Origin of the sequence: Umezawaea tangerina (assembly GCF_003002815.1) — a bacterium.
Taxonomy (GTDB): Bacteria; Actinomycetota; Actinomycetes; order Mycobacteriales; family Pseudonocardiaceae; genus Umezawaea; species Umezawaea tangerina.
In genome coordinates, this window is record NZ_PVTF01000005.1 from 400894 (window position 1) to 417167 (window position 16274).

A 16274-nucleotide genomic window follows, 5' to 3' on the forward strand; every position below is an offset into this window, starting at 1 on the left:
CTCCCCCAGATCTCACTTCACGTGCTGAGCGCGGAAAACCGCTCCTGCCGCACGGATGGCCACTCGTTGCGCAGGATGCTGTAGTAGACGACGTCGCGACGACGGCCACCCGGCATGTAGTTGAAGCTGCGCAGCACGCCTTCCTCGGTCGCGCCGATCCCCTTGAGCCCGTCGCGGGCGCCGGTGTTCAGCACGTCGGTCTTGAACTCGACCCGCTCGCAGCCGAGCTCGTCGAACGCGTGGTCCAGCAGCGCGAGCTTGGCCCCGCGGTTGACGCCGGTCCGCCGCGCCTGCGGAGCCACCCACGACCAGCCGATCTCCAGCCTGCGGTCGGCCTCGTTGAGGTTGCCGTAGGCGGAGCTCCCCATGACCTGACCGGTCTCGCGGTCGATGATGGCGAACACGATGCGGGTCCCCGTGAGCGTGTCGCGCACCGACGTCTCGATGAACTGGTCGAGATCGTCCTGCGTCGCGATCCGGGACACGAAGTACGTCCAGATGCTCTCGTCGAAGGAGATGCGCCCGAACGCCTCCCTGTCGGCGATCCGCACCCGGCGCAGCTCGACCCTGCTGTTGGTGAGGACCAGGTCCTTGAACTTGTCCCAGCTCATTCGTGCTCCTTGACTTGCTCGATGACCAGCGGGGAGGCGTCGTCGGGCAACGTCCCCGTGTAGATCGACTCCAGCTCGGCGGCGTAGCGGGCGTGGATGTCCTTGCGCCGCGGCTTGAACTGGCCGGTGAGCATCCCGTTCTCGATGGAGAACCGCTCCGCCGCGAGCACGACCGCCTGGACGCGTTGCTCCGCCAGCAGTCCTCCGTTCATCGACCCGATGAACCGGCGCAGGTCGTCCACGTCGACGTCGGGCGAAGCGGGCGACACGACCGCGGAGAGGAACTGCCTTCCGCTGCCGTGCAGCACGCACTCGTGGACGGCCGGGTGCTCGCGCAGCAGGTGCTCGACCATCGGCGCGAGCACGTTGTACCCGGTGCCCAGCGCGATGACGTCGTCCACCCGGCCCTGCACGAACAGGAAGCCGTCGTCGTCGACGTACCCGACGTCGTAGGTCTTCACCTCACCGGTCGGCAGGAACGTCTTCTCGTTCACCCCCGGCGCCGACCAGGTGTACCTGGTGTTGATCGGGTGCACGCTGCCGACGATGAGCACACCGTCCCGGTCGAACCGGACCCTCTTGCCCGGCAGCACCTTGCCGACGCTGCCGAGCCGGAACGCCCCAGGGTGGTTCTTCGAGACGATGCACGTCTCGTTGAGCCCGTACCCCTCGTACAGCGGCACCCCGTTGTGGTTGAAGAACTCCAGCACGGCGCGGCTCGCCGGGGCGGAACCGGTCCACAGGTAGCGGACGCGGCCGCCGAGCCACTTCTGGATCACCTCGGTGTCGGGGGTGACGTCGGTGGCCTCGATGCGCGTCTTCACGTCCTCGTAGAAGCCGGGCACGCCCATGATGACGGTCGGCGCCGCGAGCTGCGCCACGTCCAGGACGTCGTCGACGGACGCGAGCGTGACGTCGTGCCCGAAGACCAGCGCGGAGTAGATCCAGTACCGCTGCTGGAGGAACCAGTTGCCGAGGAACACCAGCAGGTTGTCGCCGTCACCGTGGGCGAACATGTCCTGCGTCGCGGCCAGCGCGCTGTTGACGCTGGCCACGGTCGCCTCAAGACCTTTCGGCATGCCGGTGCTGCCGGAGGTGAACTTGATCGCGCAGATGTCGGCGCCGTCGTAGCCGGTGTGCAGGGGCTCGCACTCCACGCCGTCGCCCGCCCAGTCGGCGATGACGGCGATGTCGAAGAACACGCGCCCGTCGCCGTCCGCCGAGTCGGTGAACAGCACGGAGAGACCGAAGTCGCGCACGACCTCCTCGGGGTCGAAGCGCCCCGGTTCGAACCCCGCCGTGACGGCGCCGAGCTTGAGCACCGCGATGTCGAGCAGCACCCACTCGAAGCTGTTGCGGGCCATGATGCCGACCCGGTCGCGGCGGCCGATCCCGAGTTCCCGCAACCGCAGCGCCACCGCGGTGGCCCGTGCGTCGACCTCGGCCATCGTCGACGACCTGAGCCCGCCCTCGCGCGGGTAGTGGAACCAGTGCCGGGTGTCGGTGTTGCGCTGCAAAGCGATCGCGTTGACGACGTCGTGCATCAGGCGTCCTTCCCGCGGAAGAAGGTGATCCCGAGGTCGATCGGCGTGCCCGCCGGGACCAGTTCGACCGTGGTGGGCCAGGTGGCGGGCCCAGACAGGCCGAGCGCCGCGGTGAGCCGGGTGGAGAAGCCCGGCATGACCGGTGCCGCGACGCTCGCCAGCAACCGCGCGGCGGCCAGTTCGAGCGCGACGGCGCTGCGGGTCTCGTCCTTCCAGGTGTCGATGCCCGCCACCTGGTGCTCCAGTTCGCTGAATTGGCGCACGTCCCGCACGATGCCGTCCAGCTCGGCGGCGGCGCGGTTCAGCGAGAAGCCGTCCGCGCCGAGGCTTCCGGTGACCGCGGCCAGCCGGGTGGCCAGCCTGTCGAGGAACGCGACGTGCTCGGGCGTCCACACGCCCGCGTCCGGCACGACGCCGCCGTACCACTCGCGCACCCGCCCGTCGAGCTCGTGCAGCCAGCGCTGCCACGAGCCGATCAGGGTGTCGTCGAGCACCTGGTCGTACCGGTCCGGGTCGAAGTTCGTCCGCCTGCCCTCGGACCGCGTGCCGGCCAGGAAGTAGCGGACCGCGTCGACGCTCTCCGGCGTCAGCACCTCCTTGCCCCAGATGGCGTGCTTGCGGCTGGTGGAGAACTTCTCGTCGCGCAGCAGCAGGAACTCGTTGACGTGGTAGTCGATGTCGGGCTGCCAGGACGGGAACACGAGCCCGTAGAGCACCGGGTAGAGCAGCGAGTGGTAGAAGCTGTTGTCGTAGCCGAAGAAGTGGACGATCTTCCAGTCCTGGTCGGGCGCGTCGGCCCGCCACCCGGTGTCGAGCTTCCTGCCTAGCACCTCGATGCCGTGCAGGAACCCGTACGCCATCTCCGGCCACACCCAGATGACCTGACCGTCCACGGCGGACTCCGCCGGGGGCACGCCCCACGGCGAGGGGTGGGTCACCGGCAGCTCGAACTGCTCACGGGCGAACACCCGGTGGGTCAGCTCGCGCAGCCGCGCGGGCACCCGGCCGAGGTTGTGGTGGGCGGCGACCTCCTTGCGGAACTCGTGCAGCGGCAACGAGTACCGGGTCGCCACGCCCTGCCCGGCGGGCTTCCCGGTGCGCCGCGTGCGCGGGTCGACCAGGTCGGCGCAGAGGTTCGGTTCTCCGCACTCCTCGCAGATGTTGCCGTTCGTGCCGCTGCCGCAGCCGGGGCAGCCTCCGGACACACCCACCTCGTAGAGGTATTCGCCGGTCTCGTCGTCGAGCAGCGCGGGGGCCTCCAGCGGCCGCACCGCGCCGGACTCGACCACACGGGAGAAGAAGCGCCGCAAGCCCTCGCGGTAGGTCTCGTCCGCGTTCGTGGCCGTGTACTGCTCGACCTCGACGTCCATCATCCGAAGCGTCTCGGCGATCTCGGCGGAGAAGTGCGCCGCCGTCTCCGCCGGGGTCTTCCCGTCGCGCTCGGCGCGGTCGACGACGTAGCTCTGGTAGTCGTCGCTGCCGGTGAGGTGCCAGGCGTTCACGCCGTTCGACCGCTGGAACCGGACGAACGCGTCCGCGCCGAGGTACGGCCCGGACAGGTGCCCGAGGTGCAGGTCGCCGTTCGGCGTCGGAGGCGTGGAGAACACGAAGACGGGGCGGTCGCCGAACCGGCTCCTGCCCGCGGCCTTCGCGGTGGCCTCGGCGGGGTCTCGCCAGTACAGGTCGAAGAAGACCAGGTCCTCCTCGCCGGTGTTCTCGATGACGTGGGTCTCGAACGGCTCGAACCGCACGACGGTGCCGGGCGCGACCGGGCTGCGCCTGTTGTCGACGACCAGCTCGCCCGTGCCGCGGACGATGACGAAGACCTCGGTCTCGTCGTGCTGGTGCGGATCGCTGGTCGCGCCGGGAACGACCCGGCCCCAGCCCGCGCCGGGTCCGAACCCGGACTCCGAGCTCATGTCGATGCCGAACGCCTTGGACAGGTCGTCGGGGTGGTACTGGCTGACGATCACGCGCTGGTCCTTTGTCCTGATCCGATGCGGAGTAGGTCGGCGGTCTCCGCCGCCACGGCCGGGGCCAACCGGTAGCCGGAGCCGTTCGCCGCACCCGCGAACACGACCCGACCGCTCCGGTCGACCGTGCGCACGAGCGGTTCCCCGGTGGGGCTGTAGGCGTCGCAGAACACCCGACCGGACGTGGTGTGCTCGACGAGCGGTGGCGCGAGCAGTCCGAGCACCTCACGTCCTTCGGTGAGCGCCTGTTCGCCGAGTCCGTCGGTGAACTCGTCGGGCACCACGTCCCACCGCAGGCTCGTGTAGCTGAAGAGCTGGTGGCCCCGGTGCGCCATGGGCAGCAGGAACGCGTCGACGTCCTGGAACACGACGAGGCGGTCCCCCGCGGCGGGCACCTGGTCGACGTGCAGCGCGACCACCTGCTTCACCCGCACGCCCAGCGGTTCGACGAGCTCGCGCCAAGCGGGCGCGTGCACCCACGGACCGGGCGCGATGACGACCCGTCCCGCGAGCAACGACTCGCCGGTGCCCAACCGGAGCCGCACCCCGTCCAGTCCCGGCTCGACGGCCGTCACCGCGACACCCTCGCGGAACTTGACCCGCGACCGCAGCTCCCCGGCGAGCACCGTGGTCAGCGCGCCGACATCGGCGTAGTGGCACCCGAGCACGTCCCAGGCGCCGTCCGACCGCTCGACGAGCCCTGCCAGGTCCAGGTACGCGCCCGTCACGGCCGCGGCGTCCTCGGACACCACCGACGCGGCGAGCGGGAAGATCGGCAGCGCCGGGTCGGCCTCCTTCAGCCGCTCGTAGTAGCGGTGGCTGTACTCGGTCATCCGCCGCACTCGCCGGGTGGCTCCACGGGGGAAGTGCACGCCCGCGGAACGCCTGCTGGCCCCCGACCCGACGATGTCGCGGTCGAGCAGGGTCACCGCGAGATGCGGTGCCCGCCCGGTCAGCTCCCGCGCGATGAGGCAACCCACGATTCCGCCGCCCACGACGGCGACGTCGACGTCGTGCCCGCTCATCCGAACACGACCTCGGTGGCGTCCTCGGTACCGAGCTTCGTCGACCACTCGATGAACGACGGCAGCTGCTCGTCGCCGCGGACACCGCGCAGCCGGTCGACGACGCGCTGGCTGCGCCACGCGATGAGGCTGAGGTTCCGGTCGGGCAGGCCTCGCTGCGTCGGTGCCGCGTTGTGCAGGAACACGTTGCGGTCGGCGGGACCGTCCCACTGCGCGATGAAGTCCTTGTCTATCCTCAGTTCGTCGCCCTCGCGCTCGAACCGGTGCGCGATCGGGTCGAGGAAGTCCGACGGCGCCGACCGGAACCCGGTCGCCCACACGATCACGTCCGCGTCGACCTGCCCCACCACGCCGGGGTGGTTGGTGTTCGACACCTTGATCGCCCAGTCGTCCTGCCCGCTGCCGGGACCGACGTCGAACACCTCGCGGTTGGGGTAGAGGGCGACGGCGTCGCGATCTCCCTCGATGAACCTGAGCACGTAGACGCGCTGGTAGATCTCCCGCAGGGTGGCTTCGGAGATCCCGTCGCTGGCGAGCACGTGCTGGGAGACGAACTCCTCCCGCTTGGCGCGGTCGAGGTTGAAGAAGTAGTCCGAGTAGCTCGGCACGAAGAAGTCGTTGGTGAACGGCGAGTCGTCGATCGGGAAGTAGTTGCGCCGCCTGGTCACCCAGGAGACGCGGCGCGGCCTGTCGTGCGCCGGTCTGCTGATGAGGTCGAGGAACGCTTCGGCACCGGACTGCCCGCCACCGACCACGCAGACCCGCTTGCTCGACAGGTTCGCCCCCAACTCGACGATGTCGCTGACGTGGAACTGCTGTTCACCGATCCGCGCGACGGCGGGCACCCACGGTTTGGTGCCCACGCCGACGGAGATGTTGTTCGCGGTGAGCGTTCGTTTGCTGGTCCGGACGGTGAAGACCTGGTCGAAGTCGACGGAGACGACCTCTTCGCCGAAGACGACGTTCTCGTTCTGCTCGCTCGCCCACCGCATGTAGTTGCGGAACTCCTGGCGGGGCACAGCGTCGAACTGGGCGTTGATGAAGTGGTAGATCTTGCCGCACGAGTGCAGGTAGGACAGGAACGAGAACCTGCTCGTCGGATCGGCCAGGCTGACCAGGTCCTTGAGCATCGACACCTGCAGCGTCGTTCCCGGTAACTGCTGACCGTCGTGCCAGCCGAATTCGTTCTTCTTCTCCAGGAAGAGGTTCGTGATCTCCGGACGGGAATGCAGAAGCGAAGCCAGACTCAGATTGGCCGGGCCGGCACCAATCCCAATACAATCGTAATGCGTGCGCACGGAACCATCGCGCATTGCAAAGACCCCCATGGTCGATACGACTCGGGAACGCGCAGGGTAAGGCGTCCGACCTCCAGGTGACAGAGGTCGGCGCAGCACAACGCGGAGCAGCCGAAATCGGCCGCCCGATGTTGTGAAAAGATTACTTACCGATGCTCATCGACTTTGCGATACCACGCGATCGAAGACACGAAGAACAGACCAACCCCAGAGCTCATAGCTTCTCCCCAGACAGCTGAGCGATTCACAATCCCCCTCCGCGAGGCTACAGCGACCTCGCGACCATTTCAACCAAGTTACAAAAAACCTGGTTCACACCAGGCGATCGCCCGGATATTTCGGACAACTCCCAGGTGGGAGGCCGAACCGGGCGCGCGGGCGTACCGAGGGGCGATCGCGTTCGGCGAGCATGCCGGTACTCGAGGTCGAAGGGAGCGGTGGTCGTCGACCACCGCCCACCACGCGAACCACGCACCTAGCCGACGAGCGACCCCGTCAACGGGGACCGGTCGCGCTTCCACAGCACGCACAGGACTTCCTGGCGGCCGGGCGCGGCGGCGTCGTTGTAGGCCTCCCACTCCTTCTGGGTGGGCACGAGCCCGGTGAAGCCGAGCGCGTCCTTCGCCTTGGGCTCGACGACCTTGAACTGCTCGGTGCAGTAGTTCTTCGCGAAGTCGGCGAGCCACTGCGTGCCGGGGTAGGCGGTGTCCTTCGGCTTGTCCCACAACGGGGTCGCCGCGGAGAAGAGCTGGATGCCGTGCGGACCGTCGCACGGCGCGCTCGTCCGCACCGGCGAGCCCTGCATGAGGAAGTCCTTGGCGCACTGGGTTCCCGAGAGGTTCCACTCCGGCACGTCGCCGCCGCGGCCGAACACGGCGATCCGCCGCGAGGGCAGGGGCGCACCGACCGGCAGGGACGCGGGGTCGGTCCACTCGTCGGAGTTCTCCTGGCCCTGGCTCGCGGTCGGATCTCCGCTGCTGGACGTGACGTCCTTGGGCTTGAACGCCTGGTAACCGGCGAACGCGGCCCCCGCGAGCATCACCACACCCAGCACCACCGCCGTGGCGGTGAGGGCCGTGTTCTTCTTCTTGCCGTTGCGCGGCAACGGAACCGGCGGCGCGCCCTGGGCGATCGCGGTGAGCATGTGACGCGCTTGGGGTGCGGTCAGGCGGCGCGCCGGGTCCACGGTCAGCAGGCCGCGGATCACGTCGGCGAGCGCGGGAGAGGCCCGGCGCAGCACCGGCGGCTCGTTCATGACCGCGTGCAGGGTCGCCGCGGTGGAGGTGCGTTCGAACGGGCTGATGCCCTCGACCGCGTGCGCCATCGTGACGCCGAGCGCCCACAGGTCCGAGGCGGGCGAGGCCTCCCAGCCGCTGAGCCGGTCCGGTGACATGTACGCGGGCGACCCGACGATGCCGCCGTTGTGGGTGAGCCGCGGGTCGTCCATCGCCTGCGCGATGCCGAAGTCGGTGAGCTTCACGGCGCCGTCCGGGCGTACCATGATGTTGCTGGGCTTGACATCCCGGTGCACGATGCCCGCCTGGTGCGCGGTTTCCAGCGCTCCCAACACCTGCAGCGCGACGTTCGCCATCCACACCGGATCGCGCGGTCCGAGCCGCTGCACGATGCTGGCGAGGTCGAGCGCGTCGACCAGTTCCATCGCCAGGTAGGTGCGCCCGTTCTCGCGGACGATGTCGTAGACCGTCACGACCGCGGGGTGGTTGAGCCGACCGGCCGTCCGCGCCTCCCGGAGCATGCGCTCCTCCAGCACGGCGAACTCCTCGGCGCCGATGCCCTGCGGCGGGTGCAGCTCCTTGAGGGCGACCGCCCGACCGAGCAACTGGTCCTGGGCGCGCCACACGACCCCCATCGCACCGCGACCGAGCTCGACGAGCAGTGCGTAGCGGTTGGCGATGACTTGCTGTTGCTGCACGGATCAACCTTCCTGGACGCCCACAGATCCTGCGAGCACAACGACCTCGTCCCGCGACCGGTGCTCGCGCGGCACAGCGACAGCCAAGCGGCACGATGGTGTTCGCGTTCGGTGCTCCGCGCGAACTGTGGAGTTTGCGGACATTGTAACGGGCCTTCACCCGAATGCCGCACGCACAGCACCACCGCCGTCACGAGGCGTACACGGTCGCTAGGGTTCCGCGGGTGCCGTTCACCCTTGCCCACCCCGCGGCGATCCTCGCCTTCCCCCGTGGCCCGCTGGTGCCGTCCGCGCTGGTCATGGGATCGATGGCACCGGATCTCACGTACTACGCCCCTCTGCCGTGGCTCGACCCCACCGACACCCTGCTCACCCGCACCCACCACGCGTCGTCGGTGTTCTGGCTCGACCCGTTGCTCGCCCTGGCCCTGCTCGTGGTGTTCCACGCGCTGCTCAAACGACCCGCGGTGGCGCTCCTGCCCCCGGCCGCCGCGGGCCGTGCGTGGCAGTCCGCGGAGCGGTTCACCTGGCGCCGGGCGACCGCGGTGTGGTGGATCGCCCTCTCGCTGGTGATCGGGGCGGCGACCCACGTCGGGTGGGACAGCCTGAACAGCGCGTTCGGCGAGGCTCTCTCGACCGCGCTGGACCTGGCAGGCGGCGTCCTCGGCTTCGCCGTGCTCCTCGCCTGGACGTGGCGCTGGTGGCGGACGACGCCGAAGCACCCCGTCCCGATCGGTCTGCAGCTCCCGGCCCGGCTCCGCGCGGTCGTCTGGGGCGCGGTGGTAGCAGCGCCACTGGTGCTGGGCACGGTCGGCGCGGTGAGCGGGGTCCGGGAACTCATCGCGGCCAACGGGATGGACCATTCCGACCTGCCGCCCCACATCGTTCCGCCGACGTGGACCGGGAAGGACATGGCGGAGCTCGCGGTGAGGCGGTTCGCCGTGAACGGTGTCGCCGCCATCGGCGTCGTGCTGGCGATCTTCGCCGTCGGCTGGCAGCTGAGCCGCCTCACCACCGGTAGGCGTGGCTCGCCCGGACCAGATCCGGAAGCGCGACCGTGAAGGCGGAGTCGGCCGAATCCCGGCGATCACCGGGACGTGCTGTGCTCGTCGGAGAGCACCACTCCCCTCTTCATGTACTTCGCGACTCGCAGGAACCAGGCCACGTTGGCGAACAGGTCCGCCTCCAGGGGGTGCGTCTCCGCGTGGTACCCGCCGCCGGGCTCGCCCGTCCGGAGGCGGGCCAGTCCGGCGGTGAGCATCGCGGCTTCGGCGAGTGCGGCTCGGTGCCGCTCGGACAACGTCGACGCCGCCCGCGAGGTCAGCGCCCGGTCGTGGTCGGCGGGGTCGCACCGGTCGAGCAGCGCGCGTCTGGCGTCCCAGATCTGCATGACGCGCAGGTGCAGCCGGAGGTCGAGGTGGCGGTGCAGCGGTGACCACCGCTCGTCCCACCGGTCCAGGGCCGCCGCCATCCAGTCGAGGTGCCGGAAGCGGGAACGCAGGTAGCCGCTGAACCTCGACGGCTCCAGCGACATGCGGACGTGCGGGAACGCGTCGGTGAGCTCGGCCCACAGCGGGTGCAGGCGCCGGTGCGCGTGGTAGGTCCGCCACCAGGTCCTGGCCGACGCCAGTCGCGGTCCCCAGCCGGGTGTGGTCAGGCCGGCGAAGGACAGGGGCACGGAGATCGCGAGCAGCCAGCCGATGGCCGCGCCCTCCTTGGTCGCGATCGGCCGCCCCGCCACGGCGAGCACGATGAACGCGGCGCGGAGCAGGAAGTAGAGCACTCCCGCGACCAGGCCCGCGGTGCCCACCAGCAGGCCGCGCCGGATCCACGGGTCGTCCACCAGTCGCGACCACGTCCAGGAGACCCTTGCCGTGGCGGTCACGATGAGCCCGGCGTAGGCGGTGAACACGGCGAGGTAGAGGCCTGCGAACGCGCTGTCGCCGTAGCGCGCGACGTGCGCGGCCGTGAACTGGTCGGGATCGGCGAGCACGGCGGCCGCCAGCATCACCGCCACCGCCGCGACGAGCAGTCGGGCGTGGCGGACCACGTGGCGCCCGGCTTCCTCGCGCCCGTGGATCAGGTGGACGTAGGCGGTGTAGCCGAAGTAGAGCGACGCCGTCGCGAACACGTGCTGGGCGATCGACGCGCTCCGAGCCCAGAGCGGGAGAGGGTGGGCGGCTTCGGCCCCGTACACGAGCAGGCCGAGGTACAGGCTGAACGCCAGGCACAGCGCACCCAGCCACGCGCTGAGCAGCGTGTTGTTGAGGGGCTTGCGCAGCAGCGCGCGGAGGAAGTACAGCCACGCGGCCGTCGCGGCCGCCGCCGCGATGACCGTGCTGTCCAGGAGGATCACCGGGGCCTCCGCGCCAGCAACGCCTCCGCGAACCGCGCGTTGGCCTCGGCCACGGCGGCCGAGCGGGCCGCCGGGCGCACCGAGCGCCGGGCCCGGTCGGCACGTGACCACATCAGCGCCGCGGCGATCTCGGCCACCTTCTCCTCGACGGCGGAGTAGCCGTCGCGTTTGACGAGTCGTTGCGCGTCGCGCACCACGTCCGGATCCAGTTCGTCGAGTTCGTCGCGGGTGAGGTCGCCGACCGAGGTGCCGCGGTGCCCGAAGAGCACGTGGGCCGCTTCGTGCATGATCACGTGCTCCTGCAGCAGCGACGGGAGGGACTGGTCGACCACGATCACCAGGTCGTGGACGCGTTCGATGACCAGGCCGCCCGCACCGTCGCGGGGCAGCGGGGCGGGGAGCAGGGAGATCCGCTTGCCGCACCGCCGGGTGATCTGGTCCAGCAGCGTGCCGAGCTCGCACGGCGGCGACCACGACAGCTCGTCCAGCACGCCTTCGACCGCGCGCCGCAGTTCGGACAGGCCGGCCCCCGTCGAGTGGAGAGGATCTTTCATGCCCCGGTGGTGCTCGGGCCGTCCGGTTCGTCCAGCTGCTCGATCAGCCGGGCCACCGCGAGCAGGCTCTCCGGGGACAGGCTGCCGAGTCGGGCGTTGATGCCCACGACGCCACCGCGTTCGGCCGCCTCCTGCAACCTGCGCGCGGCGGCGAGCGACTCCAGCTGCTCGTCTGCGGCCGCCGCCTTCTCCTCGTCGAGGAAGTAGGTCACCTTCACGCCGAAGAACCCGGCCAACGCGTCGAGCGTCTCGATCTTGGGGTTCTGCTCCTGGCCGGTGCGCAGCTTCCACACCGTCGTGCGCGACTTCCCGATGTGCTCGCCGATCGCCTGGTCGGTGACGGTGTGCTCGCCGTCGCGGGCCGCCTTCTTGTCGATCAGGCTCGACAGCGCGTCGGCCAGAGTCCTGCGGGCGTTCGGGTCAGACATGATCCACTCTGTTCATTAAACTTTACTTGACGGGTCTGTCCGGCTGCTCATAGTATTCGTGATGCCCTCCTCGGGACGCCGAAGCGTCCCGGTTCCCGCGAAGTGGGGGCGACAGGGGTGTCGGAAGCGGGTGGGATTGTCGTGCGCCGTCCGCGCGCGCGACATTCCCCGTTCGGGGTGGGGCGATTCAGCGCATTTCTCATTCCGCGGGCACGACTTCCGTGAATCCAGGTGGATTCCGGAGTTGTTCCCGCGGTGATGGCTGCGCGGATGAAGTCGAATTTCCGTCGGGCAATGAGGGTGGGAGTAGAACCATGACCATCAGGAAGAACGTTCGGGCGCGCGTCGCCGCGGTGCTGGTGTTCTGCGCGTCGGCCGCGCTCGCCGTCACCCAACCGGCCTCGGCCTCGCCGACCTCGGCGGCCCCGCCACCGGACGCGTCGGCGTCCGTCGTGGCCGGCGCAGCCCAGTGGTGGGCGGATCCGAGCCATCCGAACTGCCGCACCGTCTACCTGCGCTCCAACGCGAGCTTCTACTGGGTCGCCGCGGAGTTCGGCGCGGGTGACAGGCGGTTGCGGGCGCGCACCAACGAGAGCAACGGCCTCGGCGAGTGGGAGCGGTTCATCCTCCGTGGTCAGGGGTACGACTACACCCTCATGTCCACAGAGGACAAGTTCGCCTCCGCCGACATCGGCACCGACGGAACGCTCTACGCCAGGGCGGGCGCGGCGGACGCGTGGGAGAAGTTCAACATCTTCACCTACTTCGAGGTGGACGGCCACAACACCAACGTCAACGTGGTGTCCACGGCGAACGGTCGCTACGTGTCGGCCGACGTCAGCGGCGACGGCACCCTCCGCGCCCGCGCGACCACTCCCGACCTGTGGGAGGGGTTCAGGATCTACCTCGTCGAGGACAACGCCTGGCTGTGCTGACGCCGTGAGGCGGACACGCGTCGCACAGACGTGAAACGCCGGGACGAGCAGCGGGCACGGCCTTCTGTGGTCATCGGGTCGCGGGGTCCCGATGACCACAGGACAAGCGCCGTGCCCGCTGCCGCGGCGATGAGCACGGCGCAGTCATCTCTTCCGGCGAATTGTCGGATTCCTGCCTACAGCGTCACGGATGTCGTGAAAGGATCTTGACATGAAGAATGCACTGGGACGCCTCGGCGCCATCACCCTTGTGGTCGGTTCGCTCCTCGGGTTCGCGGCGGGCACCGCTTCCGCGGGCAACCCGCAGTACATCCGCAGCTACCAGTGGCAGGCCGACTGCGAGCGCGCCGCGGACGAGATCCGCAGCGGGGGCGACCTCGCCGCGTACTGCACGTGGGACCAGGGGCACACCGAGTGGGATCTGTTCGTCCTCTCGCTCTGAGCCAGCCCCGAGGTGCTGCTTCCCCGTCGTCCTGACCGGGGAAGCGGCACCTCTTTCGCGCGTCCTGGGCCTCGGGCCCACCCGATCTACTACCGGGTGCCCCCACCCGAGACGCGCCACTGGCTAGTCCATGCCCTTGCGGCCGGGGGTCCAGAACGGCTTCGTGAGCACGTTGCGGCGCGGCCAGTTCCGCTCCTCGACCAGGTGGCGGCGGACCAGCTGGATCGTCCGGGCCTCCCCGGCCAGATACGCCCGACCCGGCTCGGCGGGCAACTCCAACCCGCGGACGGCCTCGACCAGGGTCTCGGACGAGGCGGCGGAGCGGCCCCGACGATAGCTCCACTCCAGGGTCGCGCCCGACCCCAGTTCCAGACGCTCCTCGGGCGAGTCGACCTCGATCACGCCGAAGGCCTTGGTGCCGTCCGGTAGCGCCCGCAGCATCGGGCCGAAGGCGGCCTGCGCGGTCTCCTCACCGACGAAGAGGTGGTATGGAGCAGGGGCGGTCACGAAGCTGCCCTGCGGTTTCATCAGCATCAGCTCGTCGCCCGACCGGGTGGTCCGCGCCCAGTGGGCACCGGGCCCGTCCCCGTGGTCGAAGACGACGAGCTGCATGGTCTGGTCGTGGTAGTGCCACACCGTGTAGGTGCGCAGCACGCCCACCAGCCAGTCGACCGCGGCAGGCCCGGCGGCCACCTGCAGCCGCACGTGCCGGCCGGGCTGCCAGTCGAGCCCGGCCAGGTCGGGCCCGGTCAGCGTGACCAACCGCATCCGCGGCCCCAGCGACTCGATCGTGTGGACCTGGGCGGCGACCAGCAGACGGTCGAGCAGACGACTCTTCACGATCAACCCTTCGGATCGCGGCCAAGGAGGACTCCTTGCCGATCGGCAAGGTGCGTCTTGCCGATCGGCAAGTTATACCCTTTGGCCGTGACCGCCGCCAGCCCCACCCCCAAGCCGATGCGGGAGCGCATCGTCGACGTCGCCGTCGACCTGTTCGCCCGGCAGGGCTACCAGGGCACGTCGCTGCGGCACATCGCCGAGCGGCTCGACGTCAGCAAGGCGGCGGTGTACCACCACTTCCACGCCAAGGACGACATCGCCCGCACGGTCGTCGGCCGAGCCCTGGACGTGCTCACCGAGGCGTCCGACCGGCTGGTGGTGGCAGGCACCGACCCCGGCGCCTGGCAGCGGGCGTTGCCCCAGATCATCGACATCGCCTTGCGGCACCGGCAGATGCTCATCGTCCTCGAGCGCAACGAGGACGTCTTCCACGCCCTGTTCGCCAACGACCTCGAGCTCGGCGACCGGATGGCGAAGCAGAACATGAAGCTGTCCGCCCTCTTCGCCGATCCGCAGCTCGACCCGCGGGTCCGCGTCCGGCTCGGCAGCACCCTGGGCGCGATCTTCGGGCCGCTGGTCATGCTCTCCGACCACTACCAGGACCTGCCCGCCGACCAGCTGCGCGAACAGCTCATGGAAGTCATCAAGGCGCTCCTCGGCGACCTCTGACTCGCGGACGTCCGACGACGCGCGGAGCAGGCCGCCACGGCTTGCCACCCCGGCCCGGTAGCGGGACGGCCTGACAAGTTGTCGCCACCGACTAACTAGACACCGTGTGTCGAAAACATCTATGGTTCCGACCCACGGTGAACCGAAACCGGTAGCGGACAGTCGTCTACGCCTTCGCCGCAGGGACCGCAGGGACCCGTACCTGCGAGCTCACCGACTGGAATCCGACCGGCCAGGCCTGATCGAGGGCATCCGAGCAGGTCCTGGGGCACCGCGTCACGACCACCGTCCGACATCCCGCAAGGAGACCTCCCATGTCCGACTTCGAGCCCACCCTGACAGCGTTCATCCTCCTCAAGACCACTCGCGCCTGGTTGGAGATGTCCGTGCCGGAACGCGTCACCGCCTTCCAGGACAACGTTCTGCCCGCCATCAAGGACAAGGCCGACGACGTGCGTTGGCGCTACTACGACACCGAGTTCTACACGGCCCGCGTCACCGACATCTGGGTCTGGGAGGCGCGTGATCACGAGGCCTTCCAGTTGGTCGTCGAGGCGCTGCGCGAGACGCCGTTCTGGGACCACTACTTCGAGATCGTCGAAATCCTCGTAGGCGTCGAGAACGGGTACGCCAAGCACTACGACACCGACATCCTGACGACCAACATCGCCTGATGCACCGCCTGGCGGCCGCCCGCCGGCGCCACGCGGTGGGCGGCCGCCAGGCCAATCGCGATACCGCAACAGGATGATGGTCATCGCCGATTCACGTGCGACGTCACCTTTTGCCGTTCCGGCAAGAACTGTTGTGCCCAGCGCGGCTGTCCGGCCACGGTGGGCCCATGACCGACACCTCCCCGAAACGGCCGCGTGGAACGATGCCCGCACCCGCTCCGACCGACACGGCGAAGACCTACTGGGATGGTTTCCACCAGAGCGTGCGGACTCCGGCCGACTGGGTGGCGCGACCGAATCCCCTGCTCGTCGACGAGGTAAGCGGTCTCCAGGCAGGCACGGCACTGGACCTCGGGTGCGGAGCCGGCGGTGATGCCATCTGGCTCGCGCAGAACGGCTGGCGGGTCACCGCGGTCGACGTGTCGGCCGCGGTGTTGGCCAAAGCCGCCACCGCGGCGGCCCGTGCAGGGGTGGGTGACCGGATCGACTGGCAGGAACACGACCTGACCCGTTCGCTGCCGGCAGGCACCTTCGGACTGGTGACCGCGCAGTACCTGCACTCCCCCATCGCCGGGGCGGCCGAGCGGGAAGCGGTCTTCGCCTCCGCCGCCACAACTGTCGCCCCTGGCGGCACGTTCCTGGTCATCAGCCACGTCGGGTTCCCCACCTGGTTGTCCGAACAGCCACCGGACTACCTGACCGACCAGCTCGTCCCCAACTCGGTGATCCTCGACTGGGTACGGGCGACACCGGGAACGTGGACGGTGGACGTCGACAAGGTGGTCACGCGTGACAGCACCGGGCCCGCCGGTGAGACTGGGACCGCGGACGACGCCGTGCTGCGGATCCGCCGCCTCCACTGACCCGACGCACGCGTTCGGCGACCCATCCGATCCACCGCCGGACGCATTCGTTGGCAGGGCACGACCAGCCGGAAATCCCGGAGTCGAGCTCGACTGCGACAGCCTCGGAGTGCCGCCGCCATAGGAGCG

The 16274-nt window shown here is 69.5% G+C and carries 16 protein-coding genes; 6 read left to right on the forward strand and 10 right to left on the reverse strand.

Features of this window, described 5'->3' with window-relative positions; genetic code table 11:
- Positions 1 to 17 precede the first annotated feature (17 nt).
- From CLV43_RS19285 to CLV43_RS19310, 6 genes are all read right to left on the reverse strand, one after another.
- A complete protein-coding gene (locus CLV43_RS19285; protein WP_106188592.1) occupies positions 18 to 611 on the reverse strand; it encodes a GNAT family N-acetyltransferase in 594 nt (197 codons plus the stop codon).
- A complete protein-coding gene (locus CLV43_RS19290; RefSeq protein ID WP_106188593.1) occupies positions 608 to 2155 on the reverse strand; it encodes an AMP-binding protein in 1548 nt (515 codons plus the stop codon). Before CLV43_RS19290 ends, CLV43_RS19285 begins: the two co-directional genes overlap by 4 nt.
- A complete protein-coding gene (locus tag CLV43_RS19295; protein ID WP_106188594.1) occupies positions 2155 to 4128 on the reverse strand; it encodes a class I tRNA ligase family protein in 1974 nt (657 codons plus the stop codon). The genes CLV43_RS19290 and CLV43_RS19295 overlap by 1 nt, the downstream gene beginning before the upstream one ends.
- Positions 4125 to 5153, reverse strand: a complete 1029-nt coding sequence (locus CLV43_RS19300) for an NAD(P)/FAD-dependent oxidoreductase (protein ID WP_106188595.1) — start codon at positions 5151 to 5153, stop codon at positions 4125 to 4127. Before CLV43_RS19300 ends, CLV43_RS19295 begins: the two co-directional genes overlap by 4 nt.
- Entirely contained in the window at positions 5150 to 6481 is a 1332-nt protein-coding gene (locus CLV43_RS19305; RefSeq protein ID WP_211304420.1) for a lysine N(6)-hydroxylase/L-ornithine N(5)-oxygenase family protein, read from the reverse strand. The genes CLV43_RS19300 and CLV43_RS19305 overlap by 4 nt, the downstream gene beginning before the upstream one ends.
- A gap of 445 nt (positions 6482 to 6926) precedes the next feature.
- Positions 6927 to 8384 (reverse strand): serine/threonine-protein kinase, encoded by a 1458-nt coding sequence (locus tag CLV43_RS19310; RefSeq protein WP_245886687.1) that lies wholly within the window; start codon positions 8382 to 8384, stop codon positions 6927 to 6929.
- Between the two features lie 224 nt (positions 8385 to 8608).
- On the opposite strand from CLV43_RS19310, the gene CLV43_RS19315 reads away from it, so the two are divergent.
- A complete protein-coding gene (locus tag CLV43_RS19315) occupies positions 8609 to 9445 on the forward strand; it encodes a DUF4184 family protein (RefSeq protein WP_170155910.1) in 837 nt (278 codons plus the stop codon).
- Positions 9446 to 9471: 26 nt separating this feature from the next.
- On the opposite strand, the gene CLV43_RS19320 is transcribed toward CLV43_RS19315, so the two are convergent.
- Genes CLV43_RS19320 through CLV43_RS19330 form a run of 3 tightly spaced genes read right to left on the reverse strand, consistent with a single transcriptional unit; the run spans position 9472 to position 11722 of the window.
- A complete protein-coding gene (locus CLV43_RS19320; protein WP_106188598.1) occupies positions 9472 to 10740 on the reverse strand; it encodes an MAB_1171c family putative transporter in 1269 nt (422 codons plus the stop codon).
- Positions 10737 to 11294, reverse strand: coding sequence for a hypothetical protein (locus tag CLV43_RS19325; protein WP_106188599.1), 558 nt, complete (start codon positions 11292 to 11294; stop codon positions 10737 to 10739). The genes CLV43_RS19320 and CLV43_RS19325 overlap by 4 nt, the downstream gene beginning before the upstream one ends.
- Positions 11291 to 11722 carry a helix-turn-helix domain-containing protein gene (locus tag CLV43_RS19330; RefSeq protein WP_106188600.1) on the reverse strand — a complete coding sequence of 144 codons (432 nt, stop codon included), beginning with the start codon at positions 11720 to 11722 and terminating at the stop codon, positions 11291 to 11293. The genes CLV43_RS19325 and CLV43_RS19330 overlap by 4 nt, the downstream gene beginning before the upstream one ends.
- Positions 11723 to 12036: 314 nt before the next feature.
- On the opposite strand from CLV43_RS19330, the gene CLV43_RS19335 reads away from it, so the two are divergent.
- Together CLV43_RS19335 and CLV43_RS19340 are read left to right on the forward strand one after the other, a co-directional pair.
- Entirely contained in the window at positions 12037 to 12657 is a 621-nt protein-coding gene (locus CLV43_RS19335; RefSeq protein WP_106188601.1) for a fascin domain-containing protein, read from the forward strand.
- 211 nt (positions 12658 to 12868) lie between these two features.
- Complete coding sequence (locus CLV43_RS19340) at positions 12869 to 13099, forward strand: hypothetical protein (protein ID WP_106188602.1); 231 nt, start codon at positions 12869 to 12871, stop codon at positions 13097 to 13099.
- Between the two features lie 123 nt (positions 13100 to 13222).
- On the opposite strand, the gene CLV43_RS19345 is transcribed toward CLV43_RS19340, so the two are convergent.
- Positions 13223 to 13939, reverse strand: coding sequence for a siderophore-interacting protein (locus CLV43_RS19345; protein WP_211304421.1), 717 nt, complete (start codon positions 13937 to 13939; stop codon positions 13223 to 13225).
- An 87-nt stretch (positions 13940 to 14026) separates the two neighbouring features.
- Between CLV43_RS19345 and CLV43_RS19350 the strand changes: the two genes are divergently transcribed.
- The 3 genes from CLV43_RS19350 (at position 14027) to CLV43_RS19360 (ending at position 16145) form a co-directional block, all read left to right on the forward strand.
- Positions 14027 to 14608: a TetR/AcrR family transcriptional regulator gene (locus CLV43_RS19350; RefSeq protein WP_211304422.1), complete on the forward strand. Its 582-nt coding sequence runs from the start codon at positions 14027 to 14029 to the stop codon at positions 14606 to 14608.
- A gap of 314 nt (positions 14609 to 14922) precedes the next feature.
- Positions 14923 to 15282, forward strand: coding sequence for a darcynin family protein (locus tag CLV43_RS19355; RefSeq protein WP_106188603.1), 360 nt, complete (start codon positions 14923 to 14925; stop codon positions 15280 to 15282).
- Positions 15283 to 15449: 167 nt separating this feature from the next.
- Positions 15450 to 16145, forward strand: a complete 696-nt coding sequence (locus CLV43_RS19360; protein WP_245886689.1) for a class I SAM-dependent methyltransferase — start codon at positions 15450 to 15452, stop codon at positions 16143 to 16145.
- Positions 16146 to 16274: the final 129 nt, after the last annotated feature.